Here is a 22,325-nt window from a genome sequence, read left to right as displayed (position 1 = left end):
TTATATACATTTCGCAATCTTTCATCATTCTTTCTGCCTATTCACTTTATTCCTGTATCTATTTGATAGGAGGTTTTTCACATGCTTCATGGGCGACTTCGTGATATTCTGCGCTTGCTGATGGCGGCTGAAGCCCCGGTGACAAGCTCGTTTTTTGCTGCGCAATTACACGTGACGACGCGGACGGTCCGCAATGACATAAAGGAACTGCAAAGCGAGCTGAGCGGCCATGGCGCTCTTGTCCAATCAGTAAGAGGCGCCGGTTACAAACTCCGCATTCATGACGAGCCGGCATTCAGAACGCTCCTGCAAGATGTCTTTCAGCAAAATAAGGGCCTGCCGGTATTGCCGGAGGAGAGAATCGCTTACCTCATGAAACGGCTGCTGCTGGCGGATCATTACCTCAAGCTCGATGAACTGGCTGAAGAACTATTTATCTCAAAATCGACACTCCAAACGGATTTAAAAGAAGTGAAAAAACGGCTGCTGCCGTACCGCATCGTCATGGAAACACGCCCGAATTACGGCTTCAAGCTGCGCGGGGACGAGGTGCAGATGAGGTATTGCATGGCGGAGTACATTGTCGATGAAAGAGAAACGGAGATTGATATTTTGAATGAAACGGCTGATATATTGCCAAATGAAGAAATCGAGATCATCCGTTCCGCCATTCTGACAAAAATGAAAAACGACGGCATCCGGCTGTCCAACTTGGGGCTGAATAACCTCATCATCCATATCGCGATCGCCTGTAAACGGATCAGAACAGAAAACTACGTATCTCTTTTCCCGGAAGATATGGATCATATCCTGGACCAAAAGGAATATCAGGCCGCTGAAGAGATCGTAAATGAACTGGAATCAGCACTAGCCGTTACGTTTCCGAAAGACGAGACAGCCTATATCGCCATGCATCTCCTCGGTACAAAGCGAATGACACAGCCGCATTGCGGGGAGGACACATTTTCGATTGACGAAGAAACCGATCAGCTTATATTTGCGATGATAAAAGCAGTTGATCGTGAACTGAAGCTCGGCATCGAGCATGACAAAGAGCTGAAAATCGGCTTGGCGCTGCATGTGAAGCCGGCAATCAGCCGCAATCGATACGGGATGAACCTTCGAAATCCGATGCTGGCAGCGATCAAGGAACATTATCCTCTCGCTTTTGAAGCCGGAATTATTGCGGGGATGGTGATAAAGGAACAAACAGGCATCGACATTCATGAAAACGAAATCGGGTATCTGGCCCTTCACTTTGGCGCCGCGATTGAACGAAAAAAAACAAAAAGTCCGCCGAAACGCTGTATCATTGTTTGCGCATCAGGTGCCGGAAGCGCCCAGCTTCTGCGCGAAAAACTCCGCTCCCATTTCGGCAAGCGGATCGATATTGTGGGAACTGCCGAGTATTACAGTCTTGACCATATCTCCTATGAATCCATCGATTTTGTCATCAGCACCATCTCGATCAAAAAAGAGCTCCCTGTGCCAGTGCTGAAGGTCAACACGCTTTTAGGCGGAACGGACTTTACAAAAATCGAATCCATTCTGAGTGATGAAAAAGAAAAAGCAGCTCGCTACCTAAAAAAAGAACTCATTTTTCTTCAGAAAGATATATGCTCAAAAGAAGAAGTGATTCAATTTCTAGGGCAGAAAGCGGTTGATTTCGGCTATGCCGATGAAAAAATCATAGATTCCATTTTTGAAAGAGAAAACATGTCGCCAACATGCTTTGGCAATCTTGTGGCCATCCCGCATCCGCTCGTACCGCAGACAAAAACCACGTTTTGGGCCATTTGTACGTTAAAAAAACCGATAGATTGGGAGAACCAGCGTGTTCAATTTGTCTGTCTGCTTTGTGTCGAAAAGGAGAACAAATCCGATTTGCAAAGCATGTATAAACTGCTTGGCGGCATTTTGGATGATCCGGCGGCGGTGAATCAGCTGCTCAAATGCCGTTCGTATCAAGAGCTTTTGGATGTGTTTGACCAAAAACTGCTGAGCTGACAGCCTGTATATACCTTTTTTCCGTTTTCTGCGGAAAAACCTTGAGTGTTTATGAAAGCGATTTCATAATATAATGATTGCAACAGCAGGACATTACAAATCAATTAAACTCTAGGGGGTCTTTTACATGAATATATTACTCGTTTGTGCAGCAGGCATGTCTACAAGCTTACTGGTGAGCAAGATGGAAAAAAGTGCGCAGGAGCAAGGAAAAGACTATACCATTTGGGCAGTCTCAGGCGATTCTGTACAGAATCATATTGATAAAGCGGATGTACTGCTTCTCGGCCCGCAAGTCCGTTACATGCTTCCGCAGCTGAAAAAATTAGGAGAGTCAAAGGGGGTTCCGGTAGAAGTCATTAATACCGTCCATTATGGCACGTGCAACGGGGCGGAAGTGCTGAAATCAGCTGAACAGCTTGGACATGTGTCATAGAGAGGAGCGGGCTATGTGAATAAAGTCAATCAGATCTTAGAAGAAAAGGTCATGCCTATAGCGGGAAGAATTGCGGGGCAGCGTCATTTGCAGGCGCTGCGTGACGGTATCATCCTTACGATGCCGCTGATTATCATCGGTTCCTTTTTCCTCATCATCGGCAACCTCCCCATCCCGGGATACGCTGAGTTTATGGCAAAAACGTTTGGGAGCTCCTGGTCTGAAAAACTGGCCTATCCAGTCGACGCGACCTTTGAAATTATGGGGCTTGTCGCCGCGTTCGGCATCGCCTACCGGCTCGCCGAGAAATACGGCGTTGATGCCTTGTCGGCCGGAGCCATTTCACTAGCGGCATTTTTGCTAGCGACACCGTATCAAGTGCCGTTTATACCGGACGGTTCAACGAAAGAAATCATGGTCGGCGGCGGGATTCCGCTCTCACTGATGGGAAGCAAAGGTCTGTTTGTCGCCATGATTATCGCAATGGTGTCGACAGAGATTTACCGCCTGATTATTCAGCGCAATTTGGTCTTCAAAATGCCGGACGGCGTGCCCCCGGCGGTCAGCAAGTCATTTGTCGCGTTAATTCCCGGCTTTGCTGTCATCTTCCTAATTTGGGCAGCCCGGCTGATTGTTGAAGCGACACCGTTTGAAAGCCTTCATAATATTGTAAGCGTTCTATTGGGAACACCGCTTTCCATTCTTGGCGGAAGCCTGGGGGGCAGCCTCGTCGCGGAAGCCGTCAAAATGCTTTTATGGGCCTGCGGCCTTCACGGGGCCAACATTGTAGGCGGCGTCATGGCACCGATTTGGTACGGCGCCATGGATGTCAACCGGATCGCCTTCCAAGCAGGTGAGGAGCTGCCTAAGATTTTCACCCAGCAGTTTTTCGATATCTGGGTCAATATTGGCGGAAGCGGCGCTACGTTGGCACTGGTTGTCACGATGTTCCTGCGTGCCCGAAGCAAACAAATGAAGCAGCTCGGAAAGCTTGCGGTCGGTCCGGCCATCTTCAATATTAACGAACCGATTATTTTCGGTATGCCGATCGTCATGAATCCGATGCTTTTACTGCCGTTTATCATCACGCCGCTTGTCACAGTAACACTCACATACATCGGAATGAGCACCGGACTTGTCGCCAAACCGGCGGGTATCGCAGTCCCGTGGACCATGCCGCCGATCTTTTCGGGTTACCTGGCGACAGGCGGAAAAGTCTCAGGTGCAGTCATGCAAGCCATTAACATCGCCGTATCCTTTGTTGTCTACTACCCGTTTTTCAGAATGTGGGATAAACAGAAGCTGAAAGAAGAAAACGATCTGGAGCTGGTCCAAACGCCTGGTGCATTAGATGACAAAGAAGCGGCTCTGTAGAGAAAGGAAGTGAATTGCGTGAATGAGAAAATGGAGCAAATCATTTTTCAAATTATCCTTCACGGAGGAAACGGAAGAAGCTCGGCAATGGAGGCCATTGCCGCTGCGAAAAGCGGTGACGCAGAAGAAGCGCGGAAAAAGCTTCAAGACGCCGCAGAAGAATTAACAAAAGCCCATCATTACCAGACCGAGCTGATCCAAAATGAAGCGGGCGGAGAAAAAACGGACATGACGCTTCTGATGGTGCATGCGCAGGATCACTTAATGAATGCGATGACAGTGAAGGATTTGGCTGCGGAGTTCATTGCGTTATATGAAAAAATCACCGAACAAAGGGGAGCAAGCATATGACAAAAGGATTGAAGATTGTAACGATTGGCGGGGGTTCAAGCTACACGCCCGAGCTAGTGGAAGGGCTGATTAAACGGTATGAGGAGCTGCCTGTCCGCGAATTATGGCTAGTCGATATCCCTGAGGGCGAAGAAAAGCTGAATATTGTCGGCACGCTCGCAAAACGGATGGTTGAAAAAGCCGGCGTCCCGATCGACATTCATCTTACGCTCGATCGGAGAAAAGCGCTGAAGGACGCAGACTTTGTCACGACCCAATTCCGCGTCGGACTTCTGCAGGCAAGAGCCAAGGATGAACGCATCCCATTAAAATACGGCGTCATCGGCCAGGAAACGAACGGCCCAGGAGGCTTGTTTAAAGGGTTACGCACGATTCCGGTTATCCTAGAGATCGCGAAGGACATTGAAGAGCTTTGCCCGAACGCATGGCTCGTCAATTTCACAAACCCGGCCGGCATGGTGACAGAAGCCTTGCTTCGCTACTCTAACCTGAAGAAAGTCGTCGGTCTCTGTAACGTTCCAATCGGCATCAAAATGGGTGTAGCCAAAGCGCTTGATGTAGATGTGGATCGCGTAGAAGTTCAATTCGCGGGACTGAATCATATGGTGTTCGGGCTGGATGTGTTCCTGGACGGCATCAGTGTGAAGGATCAAGTCATCGAAGCGATGGGGGATCCGAAAAACGCGATGACGATGAAAAACATCTCAGGCGCAGAGTGGGAGCCGGAATTTTTAAAAGCGCTCAACATCATTCCTTGCGGCTATCACCGTTACTATTTCAAAACGAAAGAGATGCTGGAGCACGAACTGGAAGCTTCACAAACGGAAGGCACCCGCGCTGAAGTCGTGCAAAAGGTCGAAAAAGAGCTGTTCGAGCTCTATAAAGATCCAAACCTTGCGATCAAGCCGCCGCAGCTGGAAAAACGGGGCGGCGCTTACTACAGCGATGCTGCTTGTAATTTAATCAGCTCCATTTACAATGATAAACACGACATTCAGCCGGTGAACACGAAGAATAACGGAGCAATCGCCAGCATCCCGGACGATTCCGCGGTCGAAGTGAACTGTGTCATGACGAAAAACGGCCCTCAGCCAATTGCTGTCGGCGACTTGCCGGTTTCTGTCCGGGGCCTCGTCCAGCAAATCAAATCATTTGAACGTGTCGCGGCAGAAGCGGCGGTCACAGGCGACTATCAAACCGCGCTCCTCGCCATGACGATAAACCCGCTCGTCCCGTCCGACACTGTCGCGAAACAGATTTTAGACGACATGCTGGAGGCGCACAAAGCGTACCTGCCGCAGTTCTTTAACAAAATTGAAGCGTAAAAAAACCGGCCCTCAGTGGCCGGTCTTTTTCTTATTTGCTTTCAGTCAGTGCTGCGACTTCGGTCGTCCATCCGAATTCGTCTGCGACAGCACCTTTTTGAATGCCTGTAATCGTGTCATATAGTTTTTTCGCGATTTCTCCTGTTTCACCGTTGTTGATCGACAGTGTTTCATCCTGCCAGATCAGCTCGCCGACTGGAGAAATAACAGCTGCTGTACCTGTTCCGAATGCTTCTTCAAGGAGGCCGTCTTTATGTGCTTGGATGACCTCATCGATTGTGATTTTCCGTTCTGAAACGGGCAGGCCCCAATGCTTAAGCAAGGCGATGACGGAATTGCGTGTAATGCCTTCCAGGATGCTTCCGTTCAGCATCGGCGTTACAATTTCACCGTTGATTTTGAAGAAGATATTCATGCTTCCAACTTCTTCAATGTATTTCTTCTCTATGCCGTCCAGCCACAGCACTTGAGAAAATCCTTTTTCTTCAGCTACCTGCTGCGCCTTTAAGCTTGAAGCATAGTTCCCTGCGGTTTTGGCATTTCCCGTTCCGCCTTTTACCGCGCGGACAAATTCACTTTCAACAGCGATTTTGACCGGCTTGATGCCTTCTTTGTAATACGAGCCGACCGGAGAAAGAATGATCAAGAGCTTATACGTATGAGATGCCGCAACACCGAGGAAAGGCTCGGTTGCGATGATGAACGGACGGATGTAAAGGGACGTGCCCTCCGCTTTTGGAATCCAGTCTTTATCAATCGCGACAAGCTGTTTTAAGCCTTCAAGAACCAGTTCTTCATTGATCTGCGGGATACAGAGGCGATCGTTTGATTGATTCAAGCGCTCCATATTTTTTTGAGGTCTGAAAAGCAGGACATGGTCATTCTCTGACACGTAAGCCTTTAACCCTTCAAATACAGTTTGGCCGTAGTGATATACCATTGCGGCCGGGTCCATTGAAAAGGGTTGATAAGGAATGATTCTTGGGTCGTACCATCCTTTATCCGCCGCATAATCCATTACAAACATGTGGTCTGTAAACACTCTTCCGAATGAAAGCTGATTTGGATCTGGTTTTGGTTTTTTTGTTGATGTCAATTCAACGCGAATCGTTTGTTTAGTCATGGTCAATCTCCCTGCTGTTAAATTGTTTATATTATCAAACTTATTTGAAAATAATTTATATTCTATTGTATACCTTCAACAAATATTCGCAATAGGTTTGCTCAAATTTGCAAGAAATTCATAAGAAAAAAGCAGGAGAAATTAATTCTCCTGCGTGTTCATTTGCTCGAACACCCTGTCATAATCAGCCCGAGTGGCATTTCGAAGGCCTTCAACACGTTCATTCGTAATCTCTTGTTTGCCTTGCTTTAAGCCGTCCAAGAAATACTGAACATATTCTTCCGTTGAAATGCCGCGGTACGTCAGGCCTTGTTTATCGCGTGATTTTTGGTTTAAGCCCGTGTCTACCATAGGAGGCGCCATTTCAATCACTTCCACGCTTGTATCGCGGAGCTGGTGTCTCAGCGTAAGCGAGAATGAGTGTAGCGCCGCTTTCGTTGCGCAGTACACCGGATAAACAGCTAACGGGTTAAATGCAAGCCCGGACGTGACCTGAACGATTGCCGCATCGGGCTGCTTCATTAAATGAGGCGTGAACAGAGCTGATAAATGGACAGGGGCTTGCAAATTGAGTTCAATTTCATCTCCGTCCACAAAAAGCTCCTCTGTCCCTTTTTTGAAGTCGATTTCCTTTTGAATGCCGGCGTTGTTGACAAGAACATTCACGTTCGGAAATGCCTTTAAAGCCCATTCATACAATGCTTCCCGCTGCGAACGGTCTGCAACATCACATTGCTTTGTGTGGATGTTTGGCAGCTGCTGTTTCGCTTCTGTAAGACGCGCTTCGCTGCGTCCGCAAATGATAACCTCATTGCCGAGTTCAAGCAGCCGCTTGGCCAGCTCGAGCCCGATGCCAGCTGAACCGCCTGTGATTAAAACCGTATTGCCTGTCATCTTCATGGATGTAACACCTCTTATTTCAGTTGGCTGTGATTCCTTTACTATTTCAAATCTTAGCAGGAAATATGCAGCCGCGTCCTATGAGATGCTCAGGATGAAGTGACTTTGCCGGTTTTATAAAAATCGTCAATTGCTTTATCGACATACACCCAGCCTTTCCAGCCAATGTGGATCGTGTCTTTCATGAAATACGGGTCATATTCATGTCTCGAGAAATCAGCAACCTGGAAGCCCTTGGCTCTGATCTGTTTATTCACCTTTTTGTAATAGTCAGTGCGTCCTTTTTTCGGGAAGCCTGTGTAGTCGTACCACTTTCCGTTAACAGGAATGGTGACAAACATAGGCTCTGCACCCGCATCCTTCAGGATATCAAGCATCATCTCAAAATCCCTGTATTCCGGTGACACTGCATACGATTTTCCTTTGTTTTTCCCTTTCAGCTTAGGCACTTTCGGTTTTAGCTTTTTATAAATGGGGTTGTCAATGTGAAAATCGTTAGATCCGGAGTGGCGTTTGCCTGATTGATCTGCGAGTTTATTTAATTCAGACCATGACTTGTCCTTTACCGACTGCGAGATGTAACGCTTTGGCCCGGATGATTCCATCGTTGAATAATACATGTCTTTCTTTTCCAGCATGCTGTAATAGACCTTTGCCGCCGGTTTCAGCGCGTTCACTTTCCATGTCTGGCCGTTAACCATTGCTTTATACAGCTCGGAAAGAACCGCGTCGTTTTTCACGACCTTAAAGCGCAGCATGCGCTTCATCATGTACTTTTTCACATCAGGATCGATCTGCTCGTTAAATGCCAAATCAAGCCCTTGCAGCGCGGAAAAGTTAGGTGCGAAATGCTGTTCATCAGACCCGCGCTTAATAAACCATTGCGGAGACACGATGAATACGATTTTTTTGCCCTTCAGCTGATCCATATGGGCAGCGAAGTTTAAAGAATGAATCAATGACTGGGATCCGCCTTTCCCGACAAGGTATGGCGTGAATCCCTCATTGTTTACTTGAAAATAATTAGATGGGTGGAACTCGTCCAGCCGGGAAAGCTCAGAAGACCCGTAAATCGGAAGATATTCCGGATCTTTGAGCATTTGATCTTGTAAATAAAGCCCTTGAAACATACTTGGATTCAAGGCTGTTGCTGACTCTTTCACCCGCTTATCAGTGATGAAGCCTGTCAGCCATGAAGATGGAATTGCGATGGCGCCTGCGAATAGAATAAACGCCAAAATAATTGGACCGAAAAAACGCTTTTTCATTATTTCAACTCAGACAGCTGATTTACAATGTTATTAGGCGTATTCCAAACGTCCCGGTCAAATTCAGTGATCGGCACTAAAATATCAAAACGGTTTTCAATCGCAAGCAGCAATTCTACTGTTCCAAAAGAATCAAGCAAACCTTCTTCAAAAATTTCAATATCAGGATTTTCTTTTACGATGTCATCCTGGCAAACCTCTGCTAAAACGTCTAATACCTCTTGTTTAAAATCCATAGTCTTCTAATCTCCTTTAATGGTGATGAAATAGTTTTCCAGAGAAAATATAAAATCCGAAGCAAACGAAGTGGAATGTGATCACAATCGCGAGAATAGTTGTCCAGCGGTTGGACGGCAGCCATTTATATTTCTTATTCCACTTCTCGAAAAAGTTGTAGCATGTCATCAGCACGGCGTGATAGAGGCCGTAGATGATATATTGCGGTGCAAGCCCGTGCCAAACACCCATCAGCATAAACAGCAGGAAATACCCGATGTTTGAGATGGCCATACGGTTTTTGATCCACTTTTTCTTTGTCATCCAAAAGACGAATCTCATAAACACATAATCTCTGAACCAAAATGACAGAGACATATGCCAGCGATTCCAGAAATCTTTAATATTTTTACTGATAAACGGTTTATTAAAGTTTTCCGGGGATTTAATTCCCATAATATAGCTGACCCCGACGGCAAACATCGTGTATCCGGCGAAATCAAAGAATAAATACATGCTGTAGCCGTACATGTACAGCAGATTTCCAAGAATCTTATTGTGCGTGATCGCGGGAAGATTCATGATGAAGTACGTATTGATTGCATAGCCGATTATAAACTTATACAGGAAACCGATAAAGATTTTATGTATTCCTGTATACAATAGGTCGGCGTATTCTTCTTTTGTCCAAGCCTTCTGCTCATCCTTGACGAATCGGCGATATCTGTCGATCGGACCGGATGAAATCGTCGGGAAAAACAGGATGAAATACAGCAGGCGGTGCAGCGGCAGCTGTTCCTTCAGCAGACCGTCTCTTGCTTCCATAATCAGCTGAACGCCTTTAAAGGTTAAATACGAAATCCCTAAAAAGCTGATCAGGTTAAGCGTCGGATGATGCGGCTGCGGGTGTGAAAGAAACGGCCATATTTTTGACAAGAATAAAGGCAGAATCGACGCGATAACAGCTGCGCAAAAGACAAAGCCGCTGTTCGCTTTCTGCCGGTACGCCAGATAGCCGCTGATCAAAAGCACCTGCCATATCGTAAACAGGCATAGCGCGATGGCTCCGTGTAAGTCGTGCGAAAAAATTAAAGCCAATATAATGATGGATATGAACATGTTGTATGCTTGAAATCTTTTTCCGTTTAAGCCGAGAATGATCGTCGGCAGAAGAAGAATGCCAAGCAGTATAAAGAATAAAAACGAGCTGTAAGGCGTCATACAAGAACCTCTTCGCCAATGCGTTTTCGGTCAATTTTGCCGTTAGCCGTCATTTGAATGTGATCCTGATAGATAAATTTTCTCGGGATCATATATGCTGGAAGCGAAGCGGCAAGCTCTTTTTTAATCGCGCTTGTCAGCTGGAATTCCTTCTGGAACTCATGCTCCTCAGGGACAATAGCAGCGATCAGGTACTCAACTGTACCGTTTGGCTGATACGGGATCACGACAGCAGTGCGAACGTACTGAGACTGTCTGACATGGACCTCAATTTCCTCAAGCTCCATTCGGTAGCCGTGAAGCTTAATTTGGAAATCCAAACGCCCTTGGCAGAAGATCTGGCCATCTTCGATATAGCCGGCATCGCCAGTCCGGTATGCCCACTCGCCTTTATAAGAGAAAAACGCTTTATCCGTCAGCTCGGGCTCACCAAGATATCCTCGGCTCACACTCGGACCCGCAATCACGATTTCTCCTTTTTCTCCATCAGGAAGCGGCTGTCCCTGTTCATCCATAATGAAAATGTTCATATCCGGCTTGGCGAAGCCCACTGGAAGCGATTCGCTGCGGCTGATGATGTCATCTGTAATTTCGACGGATGTGACAGCCACCGTCGCTTCAGTCGGACCGTACGTATTAAAGATTTTTGCTTTCGGAAAACGCTCATGCAGCGCTTTTGCCACAGAAACAGGAAGAACCTCTCCGCAAAACATAAATGTATCCGCATCAGGCAGCAGCTCCTGAGAAAAACCTGGGTCCATCAGGCACATCTGCACAAAGGAAGGTGTAGATGTCCACACATTCAGCCCGGACTTCTTCAGCTCTTCGAACAAGACTTTCGGCTTATTCACAGCATCCTTTGTCACGCAGTGTAAAGTCCCGCCTGATTGAAGGCATGGATAAAGATCCATGACAGATAAATCAAATGAAAACGGAGCTTGGTTTAAAAATATTTTTCCGCCGTTGACTGGGAAGTCAGCACAAATCCAGTCTGTGAAGCTTTGAAGGTTCGAGGCGGAAATCTGTACGCCTTTAGGATTTCCGGTGCTTCCGGAAGTGTAAATGATATAAAACGTCTCGTGTTCCTTGACCCATTGATCTTGGCTGACAGAAGCGTCTTTGTTTTCCAGCAGTGCTTCTGCTGAAATGGTCTGAATCTGCTGACCGAGTGTGTCAATTGGAAGTCCGGCTGCATGGATCAGCAATTCTGCTCCAGAGCTTTCGATAATTTTCGCAATCCGCTCGGACGGAATGGACAGATCAACCGGAATATAAGGGTGTCCCGCTTTAACGCTTCCTAAGAAGGAAACGATCATGTGCGGCTCCATATGGCCGTACACAAGGACAGGAGATTTCTTTTCCCCGGAAATGCGTTGTTGGATCGCGGCAGCCGCGCGGTCAGACTGCTCCCATAATTCCTGATACGTGAGCGACTGGCCTTGAGAGCGGAAGGCATCGGTTTGCGGATGAGTTTCCGCATGTGTTTGAATAGCATGTAAAAGTTTCATAGTTATTCTCTCTCCAATTAGAAATCGTTATAAATATAAGAACCGGTATTCGCGGTGTGAAAACCATACATAAAAAACAAAACAAGCAGTATCATCAAATAAAAGCTTGTATGACATGTCCACTTGACAGCGGGCTTTTCATACAGCTGTTTCATTAATTGCAGCATATCAAAAATTCCCTTCCCGTTTTTTCGACAATCACATGAGTATTTGACGTTTAAATGCTCGAAAAGTTTCATTTTTTCCCTAATCTCCCTCAAATTAATATATCGGCATCTGCTTTTGAAAATGAACCTTTATACCTGCAAGGCAAGAATGGAAAGTCTCGAGCTGATTAATAATAAAGGAAAATGTAAATGGAGTCAAAAGGTCTTTTTAATTTTTCAAAAGCGTAAAGCACTTAAAAAAATTTTTCTCTTCCTGTTCGTTCAAGTGAAAGCAGAACCCTAATGAAATCAGGGCAGTAAGCGTATAATAAGAAAGAAAACGCCTTCTTGCAGTATCTTGTGAAATGGGGGAGAAGTCATTATGATAGATAAGGAAGCAAAAGGAGTTTTATTAAGCTGCCGGCTGAAAAAAGCCTTTTAATAGAAAGGAAGAGGAAGATGAACCAAACAAATAAGGGTGAGGGTCAGACAGCGCCTCAAAAAGAAAGCATGGGCCAGATCCTTTGGCAGTTAACCCGTCCTCATACGTTAACCGCATCGTTTGTGCCTGTGCTGCTCGGAACGGTTTTGGCGATGTTTTATGTGAAGGTTGATCTGCTGCTGTTTCTGGCTATGCTGTTTTCTTGCTTATGGATCCAGATCGCGACGAACTTATTTAATGAATACTATGATTTTAAACGCGGGTTGGATACAGCAGAATCTGTCGGAATCGGAGGGGCAATTGTACGCCACGGAATGAAACCTAAGACGATTTTGCAATTAGCTCTCGCGTCATACGGGATTGCCATCCTGCTCGGCGTTTACATTTGCGCGAGCAGCAGCTGGTGGCTCGCTGTGATCGGCCTTGTCGGCATGGCGATCGGCTACCTGTATACAGGCGGGCCGCTGCCGATTGCCTACACGCCGTTCGGTGAGTTATTCTCAGGCATTTGCATGGGTTCGATGTTTGTGCTGATTTCGTTTTTCATTCAGACTGATAAGATTTATATGCAAAGCATTTTGATTTCAATACCAATTGCAATTCTTGTCGGTGCGATTAACCTGTCGAACAACATTCGCGATATTGAAGAGGACAAAAAAGGCGGGCGCAAAACATTGGCGATTTTGATGGGGCATAAGGGAGCTGTCACTCTCTTGGCTGCGTCGTTTGCTGTTGCTTATATTTGGATTGTCGGCTTAGTCATCACCGGTGCCGCAAGCCCATGGCTGTTTGTCGTCTTTTTGAGCGTGCCTAAGCCGATTCAGGCTGTGAAGGGCTTCATCCAAAAAGAAATGCCGATGAACATGATTATCGCAATGAAATCAACAGCCCAGACGAATACATTTTTCGGATTCCTGCTCTCGATCGGATTATTGATCAGCTACTTCCGATAAAAAGAAAGACCGCATGGTTTCGTGCGGTCTTTTTTTGTTACATTCGACAGTATTTTGTAAAAAAATTCGTAGAACCTCTCAGGAGGCAGGCACGTCTAGTACATGGACAGCGGATAAAGATCCGTTAAAGGAGATGACGAAAATGGATTTATCTGTAACGCATATGGACGATTTAAAAACAGTAATGGAAGATTGGAAAAATGAATTATTAGTTTATAAATTTGCGCTTGATGCCTTGGATACAAAGTTCTCTATTATCAGTCAGGAATATAACCTCATTCACGGACACAACCCGATTGAACATACGAAATCCCGTGTCAAAAGCTTTGAAAGCATCGTGAATAAGTTAATGAGAAAGGGCTGCGAGATTACGACGAAGGAGATGAAAGAGCATATCCACGACATTGCCGGCGTGCGCATCATTTGTTCCTTTATTTCTGATATTTATAATGTTGTTAACGTCTTAAAGCAGCATGAAGACCTGCGGATCGTGAAGGTGAAGGATTATATCCAGACGCCGAAACCGAACGGCTACCGAAGCCTGCACTTAATCATTGAGATGCCTGTGAATTTAACGAATCGTGTGGAATACGTCAAAGCAGAAATTCAAATCCGGACGATCGCGATGGATTTCTGGGCGAGCCTTGAACATAAGATTTACTATAAATTGAACAATGACGTTCCTAAGCAATTAACAGATGAGCTGAAGGAAGCTGCGGAGATCGCCCATTATTTAGATGAGAAAATGCTGGGGATTAAGAAAGAAGTGGATTAATAAACGTTATGTTTTACAAAAGCGAAGCCTGACAAGGTTTCGCTTTTTTGCTTTGCTAGTACTTTCAATACCAGTATAAACTCACTTCTGTTTCTATGATTGCACCTGCTTTATCATGCATGTAGAAAGGAGGCAAACATGAAACATTCCATTTCATTATCGAGAGGTTTGATCTTTCTGATGGCGGTGACTAGCGGGTTTTCTGTCGCCAATGTCTATATCAATCAAACATTGCTTGTCAGCATGGCAGGCACGTTTCATGTGACAGCAGCACAAGCTGGGATGATTGCTACATTGGTGCAGATCGGCTATGCCGTGGGGAACTTGCTGCTTGTTCCATTAGGAGATCTATTTGAACGCCGCCGCTTAATTGTGAGTCTGCTGTTCTTAGTGGGAGTTTGCTCGGCCGCTTCAGCGTTAGCTGTAAGCTTTTCATGGCTGGTCATCACAAATTTGTTGCTGGGGTTCTTCACAATTATTCCTCAAATCCTTGTGCCATTTGCGGCAGGTTTAGCAAATGACAAGAACAGAGGAAAAGTACTCGGAAACGTAGCCATCGGCTTGGTTTGCGGAATATTAGGCGCGAGAGTGGTCAGCGGGGCGATAGATGCCCACTATGGCTGGCGCGTGATGTATTGGATTGCCTGTGCAGCGGCCGTCATCATTATGCTGATCATTCGCTTCTGCTTTCCGAAAAGCAAAGGGACACCTGCCGTTCATTACGGAAAACTCATTTCTTCATTATTTCCGCTTTTGATCAAGGAGAAAGCGTTAAGAAAAGCATGTGTAAACCAAGGGTTCATGTTCGGCGCCTTCAGTTTATTTTGGACGACGTTAGTGTTTGTGGTGAGTGAACCGCCATTCTCGTTTGGCAGCCAGACCGCCGGAACAATTGGTTTAGTGGGGATTGGCGGAGCTTTTGCAACTCCGCTGATCGGCAGGATTATTGATCAAAAAGGAGCGGCATTTGCCAACAAACTTTGTATGTCTTTTACCTTATTGTCATTTGTTTTGTTAATGGCGGGCCGGACCTCATTGATTGTGATTGTGCTGGGCGCTTTATTCATCACTATGGGCATTCAGGCGAATCAGGTGGCATGTCAGGCGGAGATTTTCCAATTGTCCGCTGAAATGAGAAGCAGATTGAATGGCATTTTTATGGTCAGTACATTTTTAGGCGGTGCCTTTGGATCGTATGCAGGCGGAGCAGTCTGGATGCTGTTTCATTGGAACGGAGTTTGTATTCTGGGGATGATCATGATCGGCATTGCCTTCAGTTCAAGGATTACCATAAATCGAGCAGCGAAACAAAGCGATATCAGAAGGGAGATAGAAGCTGGTGCAAACAAGTGAACATTATAAAAAAGGGTTAGATATTCTGAAGCAAATAGATGAGGAGAACTACGAAGCGATCGTAGACAGTTTTAAACAATCCATCGCTCCGGACCTTGGTGTGCTCGCCGTGGAGTTTAATTACGGACAAATTTTTTCAAGACCGGGTCTTGATCTGAAATCCAGATTATTAGCAACGGTTGCCGGATTGACTGCATTGGGCAATACGCAGCAGTTAAAATTCTATATTAACGGAGCCTTGAATGTCGGATGGACACAAGAAGAACTCATAGAAGTGATGATGCAGATGATCATTTACTCAGGATTCCCGAATGCGCTGAATACCATTTTGCCTGTGGCTGCAGAAGTATTTGCAGAACGAAACAAATAATATAAAAATCTTCTCCTTTTTTATGTAGAATACAAATAGGAAATTCTATGCGGGAGGAGAGTGGGTATGTGGACGGTATGGCAGAAAAACGGAAAGAGCTTGGTGAGTTTTTAAAATTAAAAAGGGCGCAGCTTTCTCCGCAAGAATTTGGATTGCCTTTAGGCACCAGAAGGAAAACGACAGGCTTGAGAAGAGAGGAAATGGCCCAGCTGTCCGGTATCGGTGTCACATGGTACACATGGCTGGAGCAGGGAAGGGATATTCGGGTATCAACACAGGTACTGGAAAGCATATCAAGAGTGCTCAAATTGAATTACGAGGAAAAACGCCATGTCTTTCTGTTGGCAGGCCATCATGTTCTTTTAGATGATCAGGATGAGGAAAACAAGAGCCTTCCCCTGGCTGTGCGGCACTTTATTGATCATTTAACCAATTGCCCTGTTTATGTGACTGACGAAAAGTGGGACGTTATTGCTTGGAACACGGCGGCTTGTGCGGTGTTCGGCGATTTTGGCCACATGGGCAGAAAGGAAAGGAACGCTATATGGCGATGTTTTACGTCGAAAGAATACCGGGATCTGCTGGACGACTGGGAAAGCCACGCCAAAAAACTCATCGCGCAATTTCGATCGACAGCCAGCCGGTTTCTCGGGGAAGCATGGATAAAAGAGCTGATCGATGAGTTAACTGAGGTAAGCCCGGAATTTAAAAAATGGTGGAACCACCACGAAGTGTTAGGCACACACGCAGGAGAAAAAGTGCTTCATCATCCGACAGCGGGAACAATGGTAATGGAGCATATGACATTGCAAGTTTATGACTCACCAGATTTGAAACTGACCATTTATCGGCCGCTAGAGAAAGAAAATACGGCAGATAAATTGAAAGCTTTACTTATAGACGGTTAAATAGTTAATTATTATAAAAAAGACGGCACCCAAGTGCCGTCTTTTTTATTTGATCTCTTCATAAATGTCTGAGGCTTTTGCCTTCATTTGTTTCTTGATGGTTTTCGGTTTCTTCTCTATTTTCACTGCCTGATAGACAGCGTTTGTCACTAGGTCGCCTGCCTGCTGGAGGCGCTCTTTGCTGATATGCTCGATTGAGTCTTCAGGGGTGTGATACCAAGGTTCTACTGCTTCAGTTTCCGGGTCTCCCCAAATAAAGTTGGCGGAATCAATGCCGGCTTCGTGAAACGGCACATGATCTGATGACCCTCCCTGTGTCAGAGACAGACTGTCAAATCCAATTTTCTCAGCGGCCGTATGGCTGGATTCCCAAACCTCGTTCGACTGGCCATCCAATGTGTTGACATACAGCTCAGACGCCTTCTCCCAGCTTGTGCCCACCATGTCTAAGTTGAAGTTCACTTCGCTCCGCTTCAGCTCTTTTTCCGATAGGTGATCTACGTAATGAGAGGAGCCGAGCAGGCCAAGCTCTTCAGCGCCGAAAGCGATAAAGCGGATTTCTTTATCAGATGGGACGCTTTTTAAAACACGCGCCATCTCCAGCATGACAGAGGTTCCTGAGCCGTTGTCATTTGCTCCGGGCGAAAAAGGCACACTGTCGTAATGGGCCGTCACGTACACAATGTCTGGATGTTTGATGTTTTTGGGCTTTTTGATTCCGATGATGTTCTGGGAGGTTTGGTTAGTGATTGCTTTTAGTTGTAAGGTGGCTTCTTTTTGCTGGATGAGGGCTTCTCCATCTTCTTTTTTAATGCCGACGACAGGAATGCCGATTTTATTTCCTGACAGATTTGGCGTCACAGGCACGAGGCTTTCTTTGTTGTTATAAATGATGACAGCCTTCGCTCCGGCGTCCTCGGCATTTTTGGCTTTCTCGTAATATGTCAGGTCTCCTCTGGAAATTAAGGCGATCTTGCCCTTAGCGTCAGCGGTGAAGTCCTTTGGATTGCCCAAGCCGGCATTGTAAAGCGGAGCCGTCAGTCCTTGTTTCTCAGTCGGGGCTGAGCCGGATGCCGCCCTGAGAAGAATGTCGCGTCCTTCGGAAGACAGAGTGCCCTCAATCCGATCAGGAATATCGAATCGTTGAACCTTCACATCAAGCTTTAATCTTCTCAAGGATGAAGCGATCAATAGAGCACTCTTTTTTTCAGCGGCAGTTCCGGCTATTCTGGGACCGATTGCTTCACTTAGCTGAGAAATGGTGGAATACGCACGCTTTGCTTTAAACGGAAGCTCTCGCTCGCTATCTGAGAGCTGAACGGCATGCGCGGCAGGGGTGACACTCTGTGCCGGCAAGAGCAGCATCCCGGCAGTGAAAACAGCCATCGTCATTACAGTCAAAAGCTTTTTCATCAAAAATAAACCTCCCCTAATGTATGGATGGGGAATATTTCGAGATGCTAAGGGAATTTCCTGCAAAATGGAGAGCGCTTTTGAAAAGACAGTGCTTTATACCTGCAAAGAACGCTGAGGAGGAGTCTTGCTTGATTGAATAAAAAAAGCCCGAACAACACCAAACTAAACAAAACGGGGGTGGAATCTTGCAAAAATATGTTCAATCGGTCTATAAACACGATCCGTTTCAGCTTTTTTCAGCGGAGCATGTGGTGACGTTAGCGATTATTGCTTTTTTGGCCATTTTATTATTTCTTTTCCGGCGGGAGGTCAAGCGGCCTAAGGCCAGCCGGTTTTGGCGTTATTTGTTTGTGTTTCTGCTGCTTGGTTCGCAAATCGGTTATCACATATGGATGATCGCCGCGGGCAGGTGGTCGGTGCGAACTTCATTACCTCTCCAGCTTAGTGACCTGTCAGTGTATTTGTCGGCGATTATGCTGCTGACAAAAAGCCGAAAGCTGTTTGTATTGATATATTTCGCCGGCATCGGCAGCTCGATTCAGGCGCTTGCCACTCCGGACCTCGGTATGTTTTCATTTCCGCATATCCGATATATCCTCTTTTTTATTTCACATGGATCCGTGTTTTTGTCCTGTCTGCTGATGGCGGTAATTGGGACGTACAGACTCAGACAGCGTTCTTTATGGATGACCGTCTTGGTTGTCAATGTGTACGGAGGCTGTATTTACCTGCTTGATCGCTGGCTTGGCGCGAATTATATGTATTTGACGAAAAAACCGGGCGGATCTTCTCTCCTGGATGTTCTCGGGCCGTGGCCATGGTATATCGCTTCGGCTGAAGCGATTACGATCGCCAGCTTTTACATTCTTTATTGGCTTTATCGGATGTTCAAAACATGACACCTTTTTTGTTGTACAACACATTCTATTAAAAAAATTGTCGGATGATCGTGTTTAATTTTCTGAAAAAGGGTATGTAACTTGTACAACACAAAGGGAGATGAATACCATTGAAGAAAGATGAAATTATGCATATCGTGTCATGCGCAGATGATAATTATGCTCGTCATTTAGGTGGGATGTTCGTTTCTTTATTGACAAATATGGATCAGGACAGAAAGATCAAATTATACGTCATTGATGGCGGAATTGAGCCTGATAACAAAAAAAGACTGGAAGAAACCACTTTGAAGTTCGGTGTGCCGATTGAGTTTTTAGAAGTGGATCCCAACATGTATGAACATGCGGTGGAGAGCAGCCATATTACAAAAGCGGCGTATTACCGCATTTCGATTCCTGATTTAATTAAGGATGAGAGCATCAAACGAATGATTTATATCGACTGTGATGCGCTGATTCTTGAGGATATTTCAAAACTGTGGGACTTGGATATTGCGCCGTATACAGTTGCTGCTGTTGAGGATGCGGGGCAGCATGAACGCTTAAAAGAAATGAACGTCAGTGATACAGGGAAGTATTTTAACTCCGGTATCATGATTATTGATTTTGAGCCTTGGAGAAAGCAAAACATCACAGAAAAAGTCATCAACTTTATCAATGAACACCCGGAGGAAGACTTCCTTGTGCTGCATGACCAAGATGCGCTGAATGCGATCTTATATGATCAGTGGTATGAACTTCATCCGCGCTGGAACGCTCAAACCTATATCATATTAAAAATGAAAACGCCTGCGACGCTGTCAGGCCAGAAGCTTTATAGAGAAACGAGAGAAAACCCGGCCATTGTCCACTTCTGCGGCGGAGAAAAGCCTTGGAATTCAAATACAAAACACCCGTATCGCGATCAATATTTCCATTACATGTCGTATACAAAGTGGAATACGATCAGCAATCCGGCGATGAACCAATAAACCAGATACAAAAAACGCTTTTGACCATCTCAAAAGCGTTTTTTCTTTGCCTCAGCGTGCGACTGAACGTTGGTAAAACCGCTGAATATGCATGGCGATATAGCACAATTCCTTTTCGGGAAATTCAAAGCCGTATTCCTTTTTCACAAATGTGCCGATGCTTAATGCGCACAGGAAGGCATCCTTAAACCTCTCTTTAATAATATCGATCATTTCCGTGTCCAGCTCGTAAATCGATTCACCCGCTTTGATATGCTGAATGGCAAAGCGGAGATGGGTCACAAGCCGTTCATAGGAGATGGTATCTTCCACGATATTAATTGAGAGCTGGATTTCAATAATCTCGATAATGTCACGGATCATTGTTGTAATATCAAGCGTCTGTGTCATATCACCGGCATTGTTTCTTGCTGTATGGATGTGCATGGCGATATTGCCGATTTCATCATCGGGAATGTGAATCCCCAGTTTATCTTTAATCAGCGCTCTGGCCCACAAGCCGATCTGGAATTCCTTCGGATAAAGAACTTTGATCTCATTCAACAGCGGGTTTTTGATGACCATCCCGTTGCTCAGGCGTTCAATCGCAAAGGAAAGATGGTCAGAAAAAGCAACGTGAATGCGCTCGTTGATTTTAATGTTCAGTTCTTTTTCGGCATGGGAAATAATTTGCTCGGAAATCTGAATATGGTCTTCCGGCAATGTTTCTAAAATCTCTTCAAACTGCTTATAGTCAGCTGTATCTTTTCTGACAAACGTTTTTTCTATTTTTGACTGGTCGACAATATCATTCTTCTTCTTGTCGAACGCAATTCCTGCACCTAAGAGAATCTTCTCTTCATGTTGATCCTTTACGACGATAGCATTATGATTTAAGATTCTTTTAATTTTCATAGCTTTTTTGTCCTTTCATCCCCCGTTTTATGAATGAAAACGAATAAATCCTGTTATTCTGTCTCTTCTTTAAACCCGAGAAACAATGTAGCTATAAAAGCAGAGACGGCCGCGATCAAAAAACCGATCATATAATGAACAAAATTGGCAGTGCCGAACGGCAGCACGATTGAAATCATCGGAATGCCCGTCAGTCCGTAGGAATTCGACACGACATGCGCCGCAACCACGTATGCGCCGCCAATAGCGCCGCCGATGGCAGCCCCGATAAAGGGACGGATCAGTTTGACATTTACCCCGAATACAATCGGCTCTACAATGCCTAAAAACGCGGTCAGGGAAGCGGGGAGCGCAATTTTCTTCAGACTTGATTGTTTCGTTTTGAAGAAAACCGCAAGCCCCGCTCCGCCTTGGGCCACATTCGCCATCGACCATATCGGCACTAAAAAGTTCACACCGACATGCGGATCAGCAAGCAGCGTTGCTTCAATCGCATAAAAGCTATGATGCAAGCCAGATAGAACGATAGTGGAGTAGATGCCGCCGAAAAGGGCCCCGGCAGCAATGCCGGCGTGATCATAAATATAGACAATCGACTGTGTCATGATCTGGCCGATGATAGACGCGGCGGGATTCATCACAATCAGCGCGAGGCACCCAGTCGCCATGACCGTAATAAAAGGAATGATGACGACATCAAGTGACTTCGGTACAATCGATTTTAATAGCTTTTCGATTTTGCTCATGACATAAACGGAGAGAAGAATCGGTATAATGGCACCCTGATAGCCCATCATTGGAACATGCAGCCCCCAGATGTCTAAGGAAGCGGGGGTTTTGCTGCCGAGCATAGACGGGTCCAGCAGATCAGGGTGCGTCAGGAAACCTGCGATCACTGCCCCTAAATAGGGGTTGTTGCCAAATTGCCGTGCTGCACTGAAGCCGACCAAAATCGGCAGCAAAATAAAGGCTGTGCTGGACACGAGGTCGAGCATTTTGATCCACGGACTGTCGGCTGTGAACCAGTGAAACACCTTAATCATTCCGATCAGCCCCATGAGCAGGCCGCTTGCTGTTATTGCTGGGATAATCGGCACAAAAATATCGGACAGTGTTTTCGCAAATGCTGCGACAGGGTTCAGCTTCCGGCTGGCCTTTTTCTGTTGAACAGCAGGTTCTTCAGAAGGCGTGTTCTCCCACACGTGAATGACTTCTTTATATATTTTGTTGACGACGCCTGCTCCAAAGATAATCTGGAACAGCCCATATCGGAAAAAGGTGCCCTGCACGCCTTGCAGGCCTTCAATGGTATGTATATCGATTTTCGTCTCGTCTTTTACCTCAAAGCGAAGACGGGTCGTACAATGGCTGATGTTGATAATATTGCTTTTTCCTCCTGCAAGGAGCAATAAATCTTTTGCAATCTCTTTTTGCAAGCAATCAAAACCTCCTTTACTGAAGAAAAGTCG

General features: G+C 45.8%; 22 protein-coding genes. 12 read left to right on the top strand and 10 right to left on the bottom strand.

The window, feature by feature from the left end:
* The first annotated feature begins 81 nt into the window (after positions 1-81).
* The 5 genes from licR to licH all read left to right on the top strand — a co-directional run bounded on the left by licR (position 82) and on the right by licH (position 5,493).
* Complete coding sequence (gene licR / locus V756_RS0102025) at positions 82-2,007, top strand: transcriptional regulator LicR (protein ID WP_024713185.1); 1,926 nt, start codon at positions 82-84, stop codon at positions 2,005-2,007.
* Between the two features lie 127 nt (positions 2,008-2,134).
* On the top strand, positions 2,135-2,443 hold the full coding sequence (gene licB / locus V756_RS0102020; protein ID WP_024713184.1) for a PTS lichenan transporter subunit IIB: 309 nt from the start codon (positions 2,135-2,137) through the stop codon (positions 2,441-2,443).
* Positions 2,444-2,458: 15 nt separating this feature from the next.
* Positions 2,459-3,817 (top strand): PTS lichenan transporter subunit IIC, encoded by a 1,359-nt coding sequence (gene licC / locus V756_RS0102015; protein ID WP_024713183.1) that lies wholly within the window; start codon positions 2,459-2,461, stop codon positions 3,815-3,817.
* Between the two features lie 18 nt (positions 3,818-3,835).
* Positions 3,836-4,168, top strand: coding sequence for a PTS lichenan transporter subunit IIA (gene licA, locus V756_RS0102010; RefSeq protein ID WP_024713182.1), 333 nt, complete (start codon positions 3,836-3,838; stop codon positions 4,166-4,168).
* Positions 4,165-5,493 carry a 6-phospho-beta-glucosidase LicH gene (gene licH, locus V756_RS0102005; protein WP_024713181.1) on the top strand — a complete coding sequence of 443 codons (1,329 nt, stop codon included), beginning with the start codon at positions 4,165-4,167 and terminating at the stop codon, positions 5,491-5,493. Before licA ends, licH begins: the two co-directional genes overlap by 4 nt.
* Before the next feature lie 31 nt (positions 5,494-5,524).
* Here the strand turns inward: licH and V756_RS0102000 are convergent, their stop codons facing one another.
* From V756_RS0102000 to V756_RS0101970, 7 genes are all read right to left on the bottom strand, one after another.
* Positions 5,525-6,616 carry a branched-chain amino acid aminotransferase gene (locus V756_RS0102000; protein WP_024713180.1) on the bottom strand — a complete coding sequence of 364 codons (1,092 nt, stop codon included), beginning with the start codon at positions 6,614-6,616 and terminating at the stop codon, positions 5,525-5,527.
* Positions 6,617-6,757: 141 nt separating this feature from the next.
* Complete coding sequence (locus V756_RS0101995; protein ID WP_024713179.1) at positions 6,758-7,516, bottom strand: SDR family oxidoreductase; 759 nt, start codon at positions 7,514-7,516, stop codon at positions 6,758-6,760.
* Positions 7,517-7,605: 89 nt separating this feature from the next.
* A complete protein-coding gene (gene dltD, locus V756_RS0101990) occupies positions 7,606-8,784 on the bottom strand; it encodes a D-alanyl-lipoteichoic acid biosynthesis protein DltD (protein ID WP_024713178.1) in 1,179 nt (392 codons plus the stop codon).
* Entirely contained in the window at positions 8,784-9,020 is a 237-nt protein-coding gene (gene dltC, locus V756_RS0101985; protein WP_003227325.1) for a D-alanine--poly(phosphoribitol) ligase subunit 2, read from the bottom strand. Before dltC ends, dltD begins: the two co-directional genes overlap by 1 nt.
* A gap of 16 nt (positions 9,021-9,036) precedes the next feature.
* Positions 9,037-10,221 (bottom strand): D-alanyl-lipoteichoic acid biosynthesis protein DltB, encoded by a 1,185-nt coding sequence (gene dltB, locus V756_RS0101980; RefSeq protein WP_024713177.1) that lies wholly within the window; start codon positions 10,219-10,221, stop codon positions 9,037-9,039.
* Complete coding sequence (gene dltA / locus V756_RS0101975; RefSeq protein ID WP_024713176.1) at positions 10,218-11,729, bottom strand: D-alanine--poly(phosphoribitol) ligase subunit DltA; 1,512 nt, start codon at positions 11,727-11,729, stop codon at positions 10,218-10,220. Before dltA ends, dltB begins: the two co-directional genes overlap by 4 nt.
* 17 nt (positions 11,730-11,746) lie before the next feature.
* Complete coding sequence (locus tag V756_RS0101970) at positions 11,747-11,896, bottom strand: teichoic acid D-Ala incorporation-associated protein DltX (RefSeq protein WP_024713175.1); 150 nt, start codon at positions 11,894-11,896, stop codon at positions 11,747-11,749.
* A gap of 438 nt (positions 11,897-12,334) precedes the next feature.
* On the opposite strand from V756_RS0101970, the gene V756_RS0101965 reads away from it, so the two are divergent.
* From V756_RS0101965 to V756_RS0101945, 5 genes are all read left to right on the top strand, one after another.
* The gene (locus tag V756_RS0101965; RefSeq protein WP_024713174.1) at positions 12,335-13,270 is read left to right on the top strand and encodes a 1,4-dihydroxy-2-naphthoate polyprenyltransferase; all 936 of its coding nucleotides are present in this window, start codon (positions 12,335-12,337) and stop codon (positions 13,268-13,270) included.
* Between the two features lie 142 nt (positions 13,271-13,412).
* Positions 13,413-14,045 carry a GTP pyrophosphokinase YwaC gene (gene ywaC, locus V756_RS0101960; protein ID WP_003244564.1) on the top strand — a complete coding sequence of 211 codons (633 nt, stop codon included), beginning with the start codon at positions 13,413-13,415 and terminating at the stop codon, positions 14,043-14,045.
* A gap of 138 nt (positions 14,046-14,183) precedes the next feature.
* Positions 14,184-15,398 (top strand): MFS transporter, encoded by a 1,215-nt coding sequence (locus V756_RS0101955; RefSeq protein WP_024713173.1) that lies wholly within the window; start codon positions 14,184-14,186, stop codon positions 15,396-15,398.
* Positions 15,385-15,768 carry a carboxymuconolactone decarboxylase family protein gene (locus V756_RS0101950; RefSeq protein ID WP_019259841.1) on the top strand — a complete coding sequence of 128 codons (384 nt, stop codon included), beginning with the start codon at positions 15,385-15,387 and terminating at the stop codon, positions 15,766-15,768. The genes V756_RS0101955 and V756_RS0101950 overlap by 14 nt, the downstream gene beginning before the upstream one ends.
* Before the next feature lie 68 nt (positions 15,769-15,836).
* Positions 15,837-16,676, top strand: a complete 840-nt coding sequence (locus V756_RS0101945; RefSeq protein ID WP_024713171.1) for a helix-turn-helix transcriptional regulator — start codon at positions 15,837-15,839, stop codon at positions 16,674-16,676.
* A gap of 45 nt (positions 16,677-16,721) precedes the next feature.
* Here the strand turns inward: V756_RS0101945 and V756_RS0101940 are convergent, their stop codons facing one another.
* Complete coding sequence (locus tag V756_RS0101940; RefSeq protein ID WP_024713170.1) at positions 16,722-18,089, bottom strand: M28 family metallopeptidase; 1,368 nt, start codon at positions 18,087-18,089, stop codon at positions 16,722-16,724.
* 188 nt (positions 18,090-18,277) lie between these two features.
* Between V756_RS0101940 and V756_RS0101935 the strand changes: the two genes are divergently transcribed.
* Positions 18,278-18,991 carry a YwaF family protein gene (locus tag V756_RS0101935; protein WP_024713169.1) on the top strand — a complete coding sequence of 238 codons (714 nt, stop codon included), beginning with the start codon at positions 18,278-18,280 and terminating at the stop codon, positions 18,989-18,991.
* Between the two features lie 110 nt (positions 18,992-19,101).
* Entirely contained in the window at positions 19,102-19,962 is an 861-nt protein-coding gene (locus V756_RS0101930; protein WP_024713168.1) for a glycosyltransferase family 8 protein, read from the top strand.
* A gap of 51 nt (positions 19,963-20,013) precedes the next feature.
* Here V756_RS0101930 and sacY read toward each other — a convergent pair whose 3' ends face one another.
* Complete coding sequence (gene sacY, locus V756_RS0101925; RefSeq protein WP_024713167.1) at positions 20,014-20,856, bottom strand: transcription antiterminator SacY; 843 nt, start codon at positions 20,854-20,856, stop codon at positions 20,014-20,016.
* Between the two features lie 53 nt (positions 20,857-20,909).
* The gene (locus V756_RS0101920; RefSeq protein ID WP_024713166.1) at positions 20,910-22,292 is read right to left on the bottom strand and encodes a sucrose-specific PTS transporter subunit IIBC; all 1,383 of its coding nucleotides are present in this window, start codon (positions 22,290-22,292) and stop codon (positions 20,910-20,912) included.
* Between the last annotated feature and the right edge of the window lie 33 nt (positions 22,293-22,325).

Origin of the sequence: Bacillus tequilensis KCTC 13622, from assembly GCF_000507145.1 — a bacterium.
In the GTDB taxonomy this organism is placed as follows: domain Bacteria; phylum Bacillota; class Bacilli; order Bacillales; family Bacillaceae; genus Bacillus; species Bacillus tequilensis.
This window is presented reverse-complemented; position numbering and strand designations above follow the sequence as displayed.